Origin of the sequence: Chryseobacterium sp. OV279 (genome assembly GCF_900128945.1) — a bacterium.
Lineage (GTDB): Bacteria > Bacteroidota > Bacteroidia > Flavobacteriales > Weeksellaceae > Chryseobacterium.
This window is the reverse complement of sequence record NZ_FQUD01000002.1, coordinates 643,167-658,692: the sequence shown is the minus strand read 5'-3', so window position 1 is coordinate 658,692 and position 15,526 is coordinate 643,167. Positions and strand designations below refer to the sequence as shown.

The 15,526-nt window shown below is 38.3% G+C and carries 9 protein-coding genes; 3 read left to right on the top strand and 6 right to left on the bottom strand.

All coding sequences use genetic code 11. The features are described from left to right. Positions 1–84: 84 nt before the first annotated feature. The gene (locus BUA72_RS10765) at positions 85–2,823 is read right to left on the bottom strand and encodes a fibronectin type III domain-containing protein (RefSeq protein ID WP_072922910.1); all 2,739 of its coding nucleotides are present in this window, start codon (positions 2,821–2,823) and stop codon (positions 85–87) included. A gap of 292 nt (positions 2,824–3,115) precedes the next feature. Between BUA72_RS10765 and rplS the strand changes: the two genes are divergently transcribed. Then, positions 3,116–3,472 carry a 50S ribosomal protein L19 gene (rplS, locus tag BUA72_RS10760; protein ID WP_034704964.1) on the top strand — a complete coding sequence of 119 codons (357 nt, stop codon included), beginning with the start codon at positions 3,116–3,118 and terminating at the stop codon, positions 3,470–3,472. A gap of 259 nt (positions 3,473–3,731) precedes the next feature. On the opposite strand, the gene BUA72_RS10755 is transcribed toward rplS, so the two are convergent. The 5 genes from BUA72_RS10755 to rpsA all read right to left on the bottom strand — a co-directional run bounded on the left by BUA72_RS10755 (position 3,732) and on the right by rpsA (position 12,160). After that, positions 3,732–4,727 (bottom strand): alpha/beta fold hydrolase, encoded by a 996-nt coding sequence (locus BUA72_RS10755; protein ID WP_083544184.1) that lies wholly within the window; start codon positions 4,725–4,727, stop codon positions 3,732–3,734. 81 nt (positions 4,728–4,808) lie between these two features. Next, positions 4,809–5,789 carry an EamA family transporter gene (locus BUA72_RS10750; RefSeq protein WP_047449114.1) on the bottom strand — a complete coding sequence of 327 codons (981 nt, stop codon included), beginning with the start codon at positions 5,787–5,789 and terminating at the stop codon, positions 4,809–4,811. A 128-nt stretch (positions 5,790–5,917) separates the two neighbouring features. Then, positions 5,918–8,515, bottom strand: coding sequence for a T9SS-dependent M36 family metallopeptidase (locus BUA72_RS10745; protein WP_072922909.1), 2,598 nt, complete (start codon positions 8,513–8,515; stop codon positions 5,918–5,920). Positions 8,516–8,696: 181 nt separating this feature from the next. Then, positions 8,697–10,121, bottom strand: a complete 1,425-nt coding sequence (locus tag BUA72_RS10740) for a T9SS type A sorting domain-containing protein (RefSeq protein WP_072922908.1) — start codon at positions 10,119–10,121, stop codon at positions 8,697–8,699. A gap of 248 nt (positions 10,122–10,369) precedes the next feature. Continuing rightward, the gene (gene rpsA, locus BUA72_RS10735; RefSeq protein WP_034726429.1) at positions 10,370–12,160 is read right to left on the bottom strand and encodes a 30S ribosomal protein S1; all 1,791 of its coding nucleotides are present in this window, start codon (positions 12,158–12,160) and stop codon (positions 10,370–10,372) included. A 427-nt stretch (positions 12,161–12,587) separates the two neighbouring features. On the opposite strand from rpsA, the gene BUA72_RS10730 reads away from it, so the two are divergent. Further along, positions 12,588–13,853: a C45 family peptidase gene (locus BUA72_RS10730; RefSeq protein ID WP_072922907.1), complete on the top strand. Its 1,266-nt coding sequence runs from the start codon at positions 12,588–12,590 to the stop codon at positions 13,851–13,853. Positions 13,854–14,205: 352 nt separating this feature from the next. Next, positions 14,206–15,513, top strand: coding sequence for a DEAD/DEAH box helicase (locus BUA72_RS10725; RefSeq protein ID WP_072922906.1), 1,308 nt, complete (start codon positions 14,206–14,208; stop codon positions 15,511–15,513). Positions 15,514–15,526: the final 13 nt, after the last annotated feature.

The window sequence follows — 15,526 nt, the reverse complement described above, 5'->3', positions numbered from 1 at the left end:
TTTGCATTTTATTGTTCCTGTTCATATTAAATAGAAAAAGCAGGAAATAATTTTCCTGCTTTTTTTCAATATGTTGTTAGAATATTACTGGATCACCAGTTTTAAAGTAAATAATTTTCTTGTGTGCACTTTTACGAAGTATACGCCTTTCGGAAGATTTTCGTTTACCAGAGAGAAACGTTGGTTGTTGATGTTTTTAGATTCATACAACAACTGTCCTGATGCTGATAACAGCTCAATTTTCTCAATTGGATAATCACTCTTGATGAATGTAGGCTCACCCGGTTTCGTTGGATTCGGGTATATCACTACATTTTTCTCTGTGCTTTTCACTTCATCGGTTCCCAATGTTCCTGATGTTACCTGGAATTGTTTTCTGTTGGAAACTTCTGTATAAGAGTCATTCGTAAACATTACCATATAATAGTTCCCCGGTGTTGTAGGAAGTGCTGTTCCCTGGATGGTTTTTGTTCCCTGAGTCACCCCATCGAAATACGTATAAGAAACAAAGTTATCATCCGGCGTCTGAACACTCTGAGGGTAAATTCCCAGCCAGTCTTTGATAATTCCAGGAGAATCTGTCCATGAAGCGGTAATATTTTCACCTAATGTATAGACCGGTTTGTTGATCCATAAATCTGTTACGATATCCCCTACTTTAAAGAATACCTTATCTCCGATTCCTGTATATCCGTCTTCAAGAAGATACTGAGCATAGTAATATCCTTTTGCAAGACCTGTAAAATTCAGTGTTCCTGCAGGTGTTGTCACATAGCTCCATTTAGTAGCCGTATTGGTTCCCGGCGTCTGCCCCATTTTATAAATTCCGATCCAGTCTTTCACCAAATTCGGTCCGCTGCTGTAATTGATAACAACCGTTCCTCCTACCGGATACGTATCTGCCGTAGCCTGCAGCACTACTTTCGGTCCTACATAGAAGCTTTTTCTGCCTGTAATTTCAGTATATCCTCCATTGGCAAAGAAACCTGCAAAATACTGACCTTTATTGGCAAGACCATTCGTGAACACAGCTGTTCCTGCCGTTTGTCCGTTGGTGTAAATAAAGCCCTGAGAAGTTGTCGTCGCAGGCGTTTGTCCTTTTTTATAAATTCCAACCCAGTCCTGCTGATTTCCAGGTCCTCCGGTGTAAGTCGCTGTGATAGGCTCAGCTTGTGTATATTCGGTTTTATCTAATGTAAAAGTAGGATTGGAAACCACACTTCCGGTTACCTCAAACTGTTTGACATCACTCCAGTCACTCCATTCCAGGTTTCTGTCTCTGTAACGAACCTTTACATAATAAGTCCCGTTTGAGATAGAGTTCGCAGCGATGGTAGCTTTTGTAATATCCACTCCTGCATTTAAGTTTTTCGTTTTATCCGGTGTTCCGTTTCCGTCTTTCCCAAACCAGTTTTCATAATCACGGTAAAATTCTTTTTCAATAACTGAAAAGTTCGCCGCTTTACTGATCTGGAACTGTGTAGTGTTCAGAAGCTCTCCGTTGGATGATGCAAAAGCACTTCCGTCAAGCGTTAAAGGCAATGTTACTGATGCAGCAAAGGTGTTTGTAACAGAAGGTTTTGAAGGCTTCGGCTGGTTTTTATACCGGTGGAAAGTATCTACCAATTCGTTTTGCTTCTTATTATAGACACCCCCAATTGAGTAGCATTCTATATCTACTTTTCCGGTCTGCACATCTACTTCTACGATCTGGTACGTCCAGTCAGTCAGTGTTTTTTGTACATCATCAAAATCCTGCTCATTAGACATTCCCCAATATTGGTCCCAGGCTGTACCTCCGGAAATAATCTGATAATTCGGGGTTTCTTTCAACTGACCTCTGTGGTATAAATGGTGGTGAGCTCCAACGTGCATTAAATATTTATTGGAAGTCGTCAGCAATGGCACTGCATTGTTTCTCACCCATGTAGAAATATCTCCTACATACTGCTCTGCCTGGTAGGGTCTGTGACTTAAAGAAATAATCCAGTCTACCGTAGGATCAGCATTCGCTGCATCTAAAATCTGGGAAAGCCATGTCTGCTGTGCAGTACCTGTATGTTCAGAACTCAAACTTACAAACAGAACGTTTCCAGCCTGCTGTGCATAATAGTTTTCGTTTCCTGATGAGATATTTTTATATTTAATTTCATCGATATAGAAATGGGCGTAATAAGAATTCATCCCAAGCGTTCCATACGTCTCGTGGTTTCCTACCGTTGTTTGAATAGGAAGATATGGTGATAATTTGATGTTCTTTTTAAAATGGACATTCTCATAATGGTCCAGTGTTCCTACGTCTACCTGGTCTCCTACCATAAAAGTAAGCGCAATATTATCTGAAGGATCTGTGCTGGCTCCAAATTTCTGCTTTAGTTTTTTGAAAGCATTCAGAGTAAGCGTATCATACCTGGGTTCCGCTTTGATCTGGTTGTCTCCCATGATCAGGAAACGGATTTTCCCGTCTGCCGTCGCAGCCTGTCCCGGAAGAGGAAGGGTTCTGAAATTATAAACCGCAGACTCTGTAGTTCCGGTCTTTATTTTATAATAGTATTTGGTGTTGGGCTGAAGACCTGCCACTTTTGCAGTGTGGTAATAATAGTTGTTGTTATAACCCGTATCTGAAAAAATGTTTGTGGTTCCTGTAACCGTCACGTTCAGACTGGTTGGAGATGTTCCGTAGATTACGGTCGTTTCGTTGTCAGAAGCTGTTTTCCAATTGACAATCATCGAGTTGGGCGTCGGATTCTGCAGGTAGGGGAAAAGTGCCTGCCCGAATGCCATCTGGACGGCAAAACAGAAAAAGAAGAAATAGTGTTTCATAATAGTTTACTTTTGTTTTAGATTTATTTCGATTTGTAAATCAGGCCATTAAAAAAATAATGATCTGATTTTTTAATTTCGGGCAAAAGTAGACTTCCTATGTAAACTATTGCTGATGGGAACTTAAAGGAACTGTTAAGTTTACGTCAGATTTGGGGTGAAAAAATTATAGTTTTTAGTACATTAATTATTTGGTAGAATCAAAAAGTATTTTGTATCTTTGCGACCTGTTATTCAACCTCTGACGAAGAACGTGTAAGTTGCTTAGCTTTAACATTTTATTTTATTAAAAATGGATTTATTAAAGTACGTACAAGATCAGTACATTACTAAAAAAGATTTCCCTGAATTCAAAGCAGGAGACACAATTACTGTGTATTACGAAATTAAAGAAGGACAAAAAACAAGAACTCAGTTCTTCAAAGGTACCGTTATTCAATTGAGAGGTACTGGCGCTACAAAAACTTTCACTATCAGAAAAATGAGTGGTGATGTAGGTGTAGAAAGAGTATTCCCTATCAACATGCCTGCGCTTCAGAAAATTGAAGTTGACAGAAGAGGTAGAGTTAGAAGATCTAGAATTTATTACTTCAGAGACCTTAGAGGTAAAAAAGCTAGAATCAAGGATGCTGCTTACAAGAAAAAGTAATTCAGACAACAATACATACAAAAAGAGACTATCTGTTTATCAGGTAGTCTCTTTTTATTTTGATATCATTGCGGAGCTTTGAAATCTGATAGGACTTCATCCTATCTTGGGCTAAATCGCCACCTTGTGGCTGGCTTTTCTAAGCAGTTTTTAACCTATGCTTTTCAAGATAAGAAAGTATAGCTTAAAAAACTATTATATTGTCTCTTAACTATTCTTTTCAATAACCTTAATCTCAGCCTTAGTCTTAGCCTTTACCTCATTTAATAAACTCATACAAAGCAGTAAAAAACTTAGGATACACTTCTATATGCGGAAGATGTCCTACATTTTCGAGCTCAACTAATTTTGATCCGGCGATTTCCCGCTGTGTCTTTTTTCCTAATTCCTGATACTGTCCCATTTTAGGCTGTAATTCTTTTGGTGCCCTGTCTTTTCCTATTGCCGTTCTGTCCCTCGTTCCGATAATAAGCAGTGTCGGTGTTTTTATATTTTTGAATTCATAACAGACCGGTTGGTTATAGATCATATCTGTAGTAAGCGCAGCATCCCAGGCTACCTGCGGATAATCTTTATGCAGTGTCCAGCCTGCGATAAGGTCCAGCCATGGCTGATATTCTTCTTTCCATTGATTATCATAATAAAATTTCATCTGATAATTTTTGTAAGTCTCAGCTGTATTTTTCAGTTCAGACTGGTAGGCCTGATCTATGGTCTGATAAGAAGCAAAAGTTTTATAATCTTCCAGTCCGATTGGGTTTTCCAGAATCAGTTTCTGAACTTTTTCCGGATAGAGAAGCGTAAATCTCGTTGCAACCATTCCACCCATGGAATGCCCCAGAATGATTGCTTTATCGATCTGAAGTTTATCCAAAATAGCTTTTGTATTTTCTGCTAACTGTGAAAAAGAAAACTGATAGTTGTGAGGTTTAGAAGACTTTCCAAACCCGATCTGATCAGGAATAATTACTCTGAAGCCTTTTTCTGAAAGATCTGTTGCTGTTTTTTGCCAGTACGCTCCGTTAAAATTCTTTCCATGGAGAAGCATGATGGTTTTTCCATTCGGCTTTTGGGGCTGTACATCCATATAAGCCATTTTGAGATCGTTATTCTGAGATTTGAAATCTAAATAATGAACTTCATACGGATACTGATAATCAGACAACATGGCATCAAGCGGTTTTATCTGAGAAAATAAGAAGGTGGGCACCGCAGATAACATGATGACAGCCATTGCTTTTTGGAAATAAGTCATGAACGTTTTGTTTTAGCTATTAAAATTAAAAAAACCGATCCAAAAGGAACGGTTTTTAACACTATTTAATTGATTATTTTTTTAAGCTACTTCAATAGTCTTCAATTCTTTTTTTGCGGGAAGGTTCATCAGGACAATCGCAAAAAGGATCAGAATAATCCCGCCCCACTGAACCAGCAAGACTTTCTCACCTAATAAAACGAAAGCCATCGTCACCGATACCGGAAGTTCAAGTGATGAAACAATACTTCCCAGGCCAAGCCCCGCATTCGGGAAACCTACATTGAATAAGATAGGCGGCACAATGGTTCCGAACAAAGCCAGAACAAATCCATAGGTCCAGAAAATAGAATAATTGAAAGAGTGAATATGCTCTGTATTTTCAGTAAAATTAAGGTATAATGATTTTAATCCATCAAAATACATCGGTCCTATCTGGGCAAAAAACAGGAATCCAAATATCACAATTGCTCCACCGGAAAGCATGATGATACTTTTTCTGAATACCGGAAGATGTGTAGCCAGCGTATTGGAAGTAAACATGGTCATGGTATATGATGCCGCAGCCATTAAGCCCCAGAAAACCCCATGCCAGTCGAGCTCGATGTCCATATTGATGAGGTTTGTTGCTAGAATAGTTCCTACCAGTACAATAATCACGGAAACCACTTTTCTTGCATTAGGCAATTTCTTTGCAATAATACTTTCCACCACAACACTGAACCAAACGGACTGCATCAGTAACACAATCGCTATGGAAACATTAATATACTGAACCGCGATATAATAGAACAGACTTGTACAGCCTAAAGACGTTCCGGCGATCATCAGCATTCTTACTTCTTTAGCACTCGGTGATGATAGTTTCTGCTTGGATGTGATGGTCTGCATAAAATTCAGGAACAGAAGCCCTACCAGCCCCATCACAAACTGAGCAGTGGTCACTTCAGAAGTGGTAAAACCGTCATGGTAAGCCATTTTCACAAATGTTGCCAGCATTCCGTATATACTGGCCCCGATCCCTACGAATAAAACTCCCTTGAGTATATTTTTCTTCTTCATAATTTTTTTTACAGCCTGCAAAGTTACAACATAATAATTGAAATACCCTGAAACCTCATTATGATAGATAAATAAAATCGCCGCAAGCAAGCTTGCGGCGATTCTCAAAAAATTGATTTATGGAGTAATTATTTCTTAACGATTACTTTAGATGTAGCTTCAAAACCAAGACCTTGTACCTTCACCATATAGGTTCCGTTGATCAAGCCATTAGTAGAAACTGCTTTTCTGGCAACCGGTGAAATCTTATCTTCTGAAGAAACCAGTTTTCCTGACATATCATAAATCTCAAGGCTTACTTTTCCTATGGTACTGCTTGGGAAGTTAATATAGAATTCATCTTTAGCAGGATTCGGGTAGATAGAGATGGTGTTTTTAGCTGCTTTTACTTCTTCTGTTGACAATGCAGAACATCCTTCCGGAAGGGTAAAGCTCTCTGTCTGGTCATTGATATTCGTCGAAGATCCGGCAGTAGCCAGTGATCCTAAACCTCTTTTAGCAAAAACTCTCCAGATCATACATTTGTCTACACCTCCTGTTGTTGCCAATTCAGCCTGAAGGATTGCATTTCTTCCGTCGATAAATGTTGGATTACATGTCTGAAGTTTCAATGCATCCGTCACCAACTGAAGTACTCTTGCACTTCCGCTGTTAGCATTAGCAGTTACGTCAGATGCATATCCGTATTTCTCAACATATTTCCAGTTAAGATCCCAAAGCATGGTTGCCCAGATAAATCCGATGGAGTGAACATCCGGAACAATAGCTGATCCGTTGTTGTATTCCATTCCATTTGTTCTTCCGTAAGTATAGTTATTCACAGCGAAATCCGGTGAATATTTAGCCGGTCTGATCCCTGAACCTGCAGTGGTCTGTCCGCTGGCATATGTTCCGATTGCTCTGGCTACTGTAGCGTTGTCTCCCGGTCTGTTGGTCAGCATCAGTGCAAAGAAATCTGACCATCCTTCACCCATCTGCTCTTTATCAGCATTTGAATTTAAACAGTTATATCCTGTTCCTGTCAATCTGTTGGAGATTCCGTGACCGTATTCATGAGCAACGATTCCGTTATCAAAGCTACCGTCATATTTTGTATCTGCTCTCAAATCAACATTTACGGTTGTAGACGTAGCTAATTTTCCTTTAATATATTCACCTTCAGCATTAGTAATTAATATCGAAGGTATGGTAACAGTAGCATCGGTACCCCCCATATTTCCTAACGTAGCCCCATTGGCAGCATTGTTATAAATAATGGCACCAATAGCTCCTGCATTTTGTGCATTTTTCACTTTTACAGAGAAACCACATGTTCCACCTCTTTCAACAAGACCAATTTTTCCTGCCAATTCTCCTGCAGTTAATGCTGTACAGCCATCAATAACACTGGCCAGTTTAACATCTCCTGTTATACCAATATCATTTAATGTAGGTCCAAACTGAGCAACTCCCGCATTCACAACACGGCCCACTGCATCAGATGGTGCTTTGTAGAATAATTTACGGTTTGAACCCAACCAAAGATACATCTGCATTACCGGGTTGTAATTATCCGGATAAGGGGCAAAATTGGCATTATTAAAACCTCCTCCATCTTGTGACTGTGCAAAAACCTCATCATCGTCCAGACCTCCGTTACCAAAATTATTGCTCTGGAAGTTTCTTGCAGATTCAGTAAATCCGAATTTGTAGAAAACATCGTGCATCATATTACTGATATAAAACAAGTTAGTCGTCGCTGCCGATAAATTAAGATAGGTAAAAGCGTTCGCGTCGTATGCAAAATTGAAATTTCTTGTTGCTCCTCCATCCGGAGAAACCCCGAAGGTCTGTTCATTGGCATCTTTATCATCGTAAGCATACACATTATTCCCTCTTGTGGTGGTGTAATGAGTGGTTACATTAGAATGCCATCCTTCCGGTGAGGAAGCAAGAATCCATGGATTGTTCACTATAGCTCTCGATCCGAATGTCGGTGCTTCTACCGGCAAAGGGAAAATGTTATAAGAGGCATTATCCGGTGCCAAAGTAACGAGGTTATTTGTATTGAAACGGTAGGCAGTTTCAACCTGTGGCAATGATGCCATTGTATTTTCGTCATGAGCAAAGGCTCCATCATGGAAATTACATGAAAGGTTTAAATTCAGTTTGCTTAAAATTTTACCTGAATTGGCATCAACGAGGATATTCCAGTGATTTGTTGTTTTGGGTTCATGTAAGATGTATTCATAGGCAAGTCTAAGATTCTGGTTATCATCTGTAGTATATACCAGTCTCTGTTTCGCTGCAGTATGTTTATTAGCTCCTTTTTCGAAGAATGCCATAATCGGCAGTTCCGAAACATTCTCAGCCCCTAAATCAGCAGCTATCTTCTGTAGCGCGGCTTCTTTTGTGATCGTTGCAGCAGCAGAAGTAGATACTTTATAATCTTTCAGAAAGTTATCGGAATAATAAACGACTTTATTATCTTTAACTAACACCGTTCCTGTGGAACCATAAACCGGCATTCCATTGTAAGTCTGCTGGAACTTTACAACATTTCCGTTCATTGACTTTGATGCATCAATATTGTCAATGACGAAGTTGGTAAGATCGTTCTTTTTATATTCTCTGATCTTGTTTTGAGAAATATAATCCTTAACTAGCTTCTCGTTATCTTGTGAAAATAAAGTAGAAGGAAATACTGCGAATGCAGCAAATAAAAGAGGTAGAGTTATCTTTTTCATTTTTACTAATAAAGGCGCTAATTTACAAATAATTCACAATTAACGTTATTTTTTAATAAATTATTTTAAAAAATAAAATGTTTTAAGAAAAATAATCTCACCACCGGGATTTTTATTAATTCTACAATTAAGTGATAGCAGGCTATACAAAAAAAGCTGCCTTGAAAGACAGCTTAATTTTTTATTTTTTAATTATTTTTTCTGAATAGATTTCGTTCTTATCATTGGTGACATTAACCATATAAACCCCTTCTTTTCGGGAACTGATATCAATGTCTATTTCTTTTTGATTACGCACTATTTTATTGTACACTGCATTTCCACTCAAGTCTCTGATCTCAAGCTTTCCTGACTTAAGTTCCTTATTCAGAATTACTTTAAATAATCCATCAGTAGGGTTAGGAGTAAGCTTGAACATCTTTTCTTCTGATGGTTTTGCTGTCTTTAATACCGGGCAATCCATGTTAATGTCATAATCAAAAAACGGATAATTGTTCCATGCATAGGCTACTTCAGTCTGACCGTTATAAGAGTATTCCATTGTTACTTTGAATTTCTGAATTCCAGTTGCTCCACCATTTACAGCAGCATCAAAGTCTGAAGGTAGTGGATAATAGACAAAATAGTTGCCAGGCCCGAATGAAGGATTAAACGGCACAGGAAAAACCGTTCCCGACTGTAAGCCTACCAGTTCCAGCTTCAAATTTAATAAGGTAGCCCCGGCCGGAAGATGATGATATCCGCCAACACCCTGTGTATATCCTATACATTCTCCCGGCTCGTATCTGAAATCTACAGTTCCCATACCATTTGTCTCGCATATATTTTGTGCCAGATCTCTCCAGTAGTCTATTTCACCAGGGAAAACTTGAAATCCATTAGGCCTGTTAAAATATAATCTTGGAGTTACGTTAATATTAGGATCTCCCTGAACAGGTTCTACCGGTCCGGAATATGATCCCGCACCATATGAGGCAATAGCTGCACCAGCCCTGATTGCTGACATCACTGGACTGGTGTGAATCATTGTAAACCTTGCACCCCTGTTGTATTTGAACTTCAGTTCATTCACAAATGCTGCAGTAGTACCATAGCCCGGACTGCCAGAATTCACAAGATAAGTGCCTGTAAGTGCATTGCCCAGATTTCTCATTGCATCAGTAAATACAACCACTCTAAGATCACTCACCAGGCCTAAGGTTGTCTGAGGACTTACAATATTAGCATTGGGATTTCCGTCAAGTGCATCACCAATCATTCCTAATGATTCATTAAAAAGATCTCCAAAATCCAGACGTCTTTCAAAATTCTGGGCGACAAACTGATCGCTGGTAAAATCGGATTCGATATAAATCATGGGCTTATAAGTCCCACTGGTATCCCCATACTTTCCTGTTCCATACTGTACAACAGCTACTCTGCTTTTGTTATTACAGGCCAAAAGCTCTTCCATCAGCTTAATGGCACCCCGCTTCATATTAGCGTATTCATCTGCGGTGATGGAGCTTCCGTTATCCAGCATGATAATGTAATCAAGACCTTGTGCTTTAAGTCCACTCCATGACATCATGAATGTCATGAATAAAAATAAGAATGTTCTTTTCATGGTTATTGTTTAAATTTAGTTGGCTAAAAATAATATTTTTTCCCTATTTGATGAAATAATTTAATAATAATCAAGTAAATTAAAATAATTTACAATCAAATTACACCAAAAAAGTAAAAACATTAACAAATAAATAAATTTCAACCATCATAAAATCAAGATCTTACGCCGTACATCCTGATTGCTCATAGAAACAAAAAAAAAAGCCGCTCTTACGAGCGGCTTCATATATTCAAATAGATTAAGGATTATTTACCTTCTTCCATTTTTCTTTTCAATTCTGCTAATGCATCGATATCTCCAAGAGTTGATCTTTCTTCGTTGTTTGAAGAAGAAGATACGTTTCTAGAAGAAGAGTCTTTCATATTTTTCTTCTCTTCGTCTCTGAAGATTCCAGTATGAGAAACTACTACTCTTTTGAACTCTTTGTTGAATTCGATTACTTTGAACTGAGCATCTTCACCTTTCTTGATTTTAGATCCATCTTCTTTCTCTAATAATCTTGATGGGCAGAAAGCTTCAACTTCTACGTCTTCGAACTGTACAGAAGCTCCTTTATCGTGAACTTCTACAGCCTTACCAGCGTGGATAGTACCTTCAGCATATTTCGTTTCGAATTTATCCCAAGGGTTTTCAGTTAACTGCTTGTGACCTAGAGATAATCTTCTAGCCTGGATGTCTAATTCAAGAACGATAACGTTTAATTTATCACCTACTGCACAGAACTCAGATGGGTGCTTGATTTTCTTAGTCCAAGAAAGATCAGAGATGTAGATTAATCCGTCGATACCTTCTTCTAACTCTACGAATACACCAAAGTTAGTGAAGTTTCTTACAGTTCCTACATGCTGAGATCCTACCGGATACTTAGCTTCGATATTTTCCCATGGATCTTTAGATAACTGCTTGATACCAAGAGAAATTTTTCTTTCTTCTCTGTCTAGTGTTAATACTTCAGCTTCTACTTCATCACCTACCTTCACGAAGTCTCCTGCAGATCTTAAGTGAGTAGACCAAGACATTTCAGAAACGTGGATCAATCCTTCTACACCTGGAGCGATTTCTACGAATGCACCATAGTCAGCAAGAACTACTACTTTTCCTTTTACTTTATCTCCAACTTTCATGTCAGCAGAAAGAGCATCCCAAGGATGAGCTTCTAATTGCTTCATACCTAACTGGATTCTTGTTTTCTCATCATCGAAATCAAGGATAACAACTTTCACAGTCTGTCCGTCCTCAAGAATTTCAGATGGGTGGTTCACTCTAGACCAAGAAAGGTCTGTAATGTGGATCAATCCATCTACACCTCCTAAGTCAATGAATACACCGTAAGAAGTAATATTCTTAACAGTACCTTCAAGAACCTGACCTTTTTCAAGCTGAGCGATGATTTCTTTTTTCTGACCTTCGATATCTGCTTCGATCAATGCTTTGTGAGATACTACTACGTTTTTGAACTCAGGGTTGATTTTCACAACTTTGAACTCCATAGTTTTACCTACGAACTGATCGTAATCTTTGATTGGCTTAACATCAATCTGAGAACCTGGTAAGAATGCTTCGATTCCGTGTACGTCAACGATCATACCTCCTTTAGTTCTAGACTTAACAAAACCGTTAACGATTTCTCCAGTTTCGTGAAGTTCGTTTACTCTATCCCAAGCTTTAAGCGTTCTAGCTTTTCTGTGAGATAACTGTAATTGTCCAGTTTTGTCTTCTCTTCTGTCTACCATTACTTCCACATCATCACCTACTTTCAGGCCTGGGTTGTAACGGAATTCGTTAAGAGAAATAACACCTTCAGATTTGAAATCGATATCAACGATAGCTTCTTTATCCGTTAATCTTACAACTTTACCAGTGATAACGTCGTTATCGTTCAAGCTGCTAAGAGATCCGTTATAGATTTCTTCTAAATCGCTTTTTTCTTTTCTCGCATCTGCATCAAGACCTGATTCGAATGAATCCCAATCAAATTGTTCTGGTGCTACGTTTTGGTTTAATAAAACCTCTGCTGAATTTGTCTCTTTTGACATTTTCTAATAAAATTTGTATTCCTTCTTTTTTAATGGTCTGAATAAATGTGGATCTAAAAAATACGGAAGTAATTAATTTTTAATATTTTACCTTTTCAAACCTTTCACACAAAAGTGGGTGCAAAGATATGAATTTTATTTTATATTAACAATGGAATTTATCTGTGATTCGTGTTGTAGTGTTGTAGTGTTGTAGTGTTGTAGTGTTGTAGTGTTGTAGTGTTGAAAATACAAATCTTCTTTTTAATCCCTCTCAATCTTTACTTCCGTCTAAAGTTAAAGTCTGAAATCTGATGTCTGATGTCTGACGTCTAGCATCTTGGTTCTTGGCTCCTTATCCCACACTCAGATAAATATATTTTTCAAAAAAACTTTAACAAAATCATCTTTTTGCAATCAAAACACCAACATTCCTAAAAACTAACCAATGTATAAATATTTCCTTTTCATTTTTATCAGCCTGATTTCGTCCGGTATGAACACAGCAAAAGCCTGTACCATATTTTCATGCTCAAGAGGTGGAGAAACATTCGCTGCGGCCAATGAAGATGACATGACTCCTTTCACAAGAATATGGTATAATCCTGCTACCAAAGACCGCTACGGATCCATCAGCTTCGGAGCTCCGGATATGCAGACCGCCGCTGCCATGAATGAATACGGCCTGTTCTATGATTTTGCAGCAGCCAATTACGACCTGAGTAAGCTGAATCTGCAAAATCCTTACAAAGGAGATCTGATGTGGGAAATTTTAGGAAAATGCAAAACCGTAAAAGAAGCCATGGTCTATTTAAAGAAATATGACTATGCCATCTCTGCCAAAGTTCTGCTGGCGGATAAAGAAGGAAATTCTGTTGTGATCACTCCCGGAAAAATCACAGAAAAGACCGGTAATTTCCAGGTGAATTCCAACTGCAATATGATCAATGGAAAACTTTCATGCAGAAGACCGGACATCGCCAATGAAATGCTTGCCGCTTCCAAGGAAAACAATATTGGGTTTCTAAAAACCATTTTAGACAAGACCCATCAGGAAGGCGAATTGAACACTTTATATTCTACCATCTGCGATTTAAAAAAAGGAATCATCTACGTGTATCTTTTTCACGATTACAATACCGTTTATAAGATTGATTTAAAATCTGAACTTAAAAAAGGCTACCGTATAGAAAACCTGGCAGATCATTTTCCTTCGTCATTTGCTTATGAAAATTTCTCCAAAAACCATTCCTTATACCTTAAAGAATCTATTTTTCAGGAAATACAGGAGAAAGGCGCAGACATCACCATCGACCATTATATTGCGGAAAGCGAAAAACAGGATCCGAAAAATAAAAATCTTGATCCTGCCCTTCTTGAAGTAGCTTTGCAACTGGTTAAATATTCATGGAACGAACACAATAGTGGCGCTATGTGGGATTACTGGTTCAGCAAACCTGATGGATATGACATCAAGCCTTACAAAGATGCCCGTCTTACCTCCGCCGAAAAACTTCTAAAATACCTCTCAGACAAAGAAGACAAAGATCTCAAGCTCCGAAATTTCATGTACGAGATATCAGGTTTCATCAATTTTACCCAGGGAAATACCATAGCCGCCAAAGATTTTTACGAAAAAGCCATTTCCAATACGGCTGAAGCTTATCCTGTTACTTTAGTGAGAGGGAAAGAGATGTTGAGTAGGTTGAAGTAGATGGCAGATATTAGGTGGCAGGTTTTAGGGATTAGGGACCGTGCCGAAGGTTGAAATTATGGTCCTTTGATTTTAGTGAAGAGCTAAGAAAAAAAGATGCCAGATAATAGATATCAAGCACGATTATCCATCGGCTTAATTACTACGAACTAGCAACTGACAACCAGCAACTAAAAAAAACAGCCACTGACAAACTTCTTTCAAGCTCATTTACTTTACCCACTCTCAAACCCTCTCACCCTCAAACTCTCAAACCCGTATCTCGTATCCCGAAACTCAAAAACTCTCCCACCCTGAAACGCTCAAACTCCCCCACTCCAAACTTGCCCTCTAAATTTACTACCTTTGCAAAATGGAATTAGAATCAATTTATCAAAAACTGCAGATTCAGGATATGAATCAGATGCAGAAATCTACATATAAGACTACTGAAAACAATACGGATGTTGTTTTGCTATCTCCTACAGGTTCAGGGAAAACGCTGGCATTTTTATTTCCGGTTCTTCGTAACCTTAAAAAAGATGTTCAGGGAATTCAGGCTTTGATCCTGGTTCCGGCAAGGGAACTGGCATTGCAGATTGAGCAGGTTTTCAAATCAATGGGAACAGATTTTAAAGTGTCAGTGTGTTATGGTGGTCATGATAAAAAAATTGAGGTCAATAATTTAATTGAAGCACCAGCAGTTTTAATCGGAACTCCGGGAAGAGTGACTTACCATTTAAGAAATAACAATTTTGATCCTAAAACGATTAAAACTTTGGTTTTAGATGAGTTTGATAAAGCTTTGGAGCTGGGCTTTCATGAGGATATGGAATATATTTCAGGTTCGCTGAGAGGACTTTCGCAAAGAATTTTAACCTCAGCAACAACAATGGATGAAATTCCAGAATTTACAGGTTTAAAAAATGAAAAGATCATTGATTTTCTAAAATTAAGCGAAGTAAAACCGGATATTCAGCTCAGAAAAGTAATGACTATTTCGGAAGAGAAACTGGATACGCTATTTAATTTAATCTGTAAAATAGGAAATAAGAGAACGCTGATTTTCTGTAATCACCGTGAGGCTGTAGACCGTATTTCTGACCTTCTGGCTGAAAAAGGAATCGACAGGGAAACTTTCCATGGCGGTATGGAACAGGATGAGAGAGAACGTGCTCTTCTGAAATTCAGAAATGATTCTGCGAGAATATTAATCACTACGGATCTGGCTTCCCGAGGTCTTGATGTTCCAGAAGTGGAATCTATCGTTCATTATCAGCTTCCTCCGAAAGAAGATGCTTTCATCCACAGAAACGGACGTACTGCCAGAATGAATGCAAAAGGTTTTGCGTACCTGATCATGACTGAAGATGAAAACTTCCCGTTCATTAAAAGCAATACCCCTGAAGAAAGTGTAAAAGATTTTAATAAAGTTCCTGAGAAAACACCTTTCCAGACGATTTACATCAGTGCCGGAAAAAAAGACAAAGTCAATAAAGTGGATATTGTAGGTTATCTTATCAAAAAAGGAGAACTGCAGAAGGAAGATATCGGGATCATTGAAGTGAAGGATACGACTTCTTATGTAGCAGTTTCCAGGAATAAAGTAAGCTTTGTTTTAAAGAAATTAAGTGCTGAAAAACTGAAAGGCAAAAAAGTAAAAATGGAGGTTGCTTATTAATCAAATCCAACCA

Bases quoted from the DNA above. Each gene is read 5' to 3' on its own strand.
- BUA72_RS10765 (WP_072922910.1), bottom strand. From the start codon at position 2,823: ATGAAACACTATTTCTTCTTTTTCTGTTTTGCCGTCCAGATGGCATTC.
- rplS (WP_034704964.1), top strand. From the start codon at position 3,116: ATGGATTTATTAAAGTACGTACAAGATCAGTACATTACTAAAAAAGAT.
- BUA72_RS10755 (WP_083544184.1), bottom strand. From the start codon at position 4,727: ATGACTTATTTCCAAAAAGCAATGGCTGTCATCATGTTATCTGCGGTG.
- BUA72_RS10750 (WP_047449114.1), bottom strand. From the start codon at position 5,789: ATGAAGAAGAAAAATATACTCAAGGGAGTTTTATTCGTAGGGATCGGG.
- BUA72_RS10745 (WP_072922909.1), bottom strand. From the start codon at position 8,515: ATGAAAAAGATAACTCTACCTCTTTTATTTGCTGCATTCGCAGTATTT.
- BUA72_RS10740 (WP_072922908.1), bottom strand. From the start codon at position 10,121: ATGAAAAGAACATTCTTATTTTTATTCATGACATTCATGATGTCATGG.
- rpsA (WP_034726429.1), bottom strand. From the start codon at position 12,160: ATGTCAAAAGAGACAAATTCAGCAGAGGTTTTATTAAACCAAAACGTA.
- BUA72_RS10730 (WP_072922907.1), top strand. From the start codon at position 12,588: ATGTATAAATATTTCCTTTTCATTTTTATCAGCCTGATTTCGTCCGGT.
- BUA72_RS10725 (WP_072922906.1), top strand. From the start codon at position 14,206: ATGGAATTAGAATCAATTTATCAAAAACTGCAGATTCAGGATATGAAT.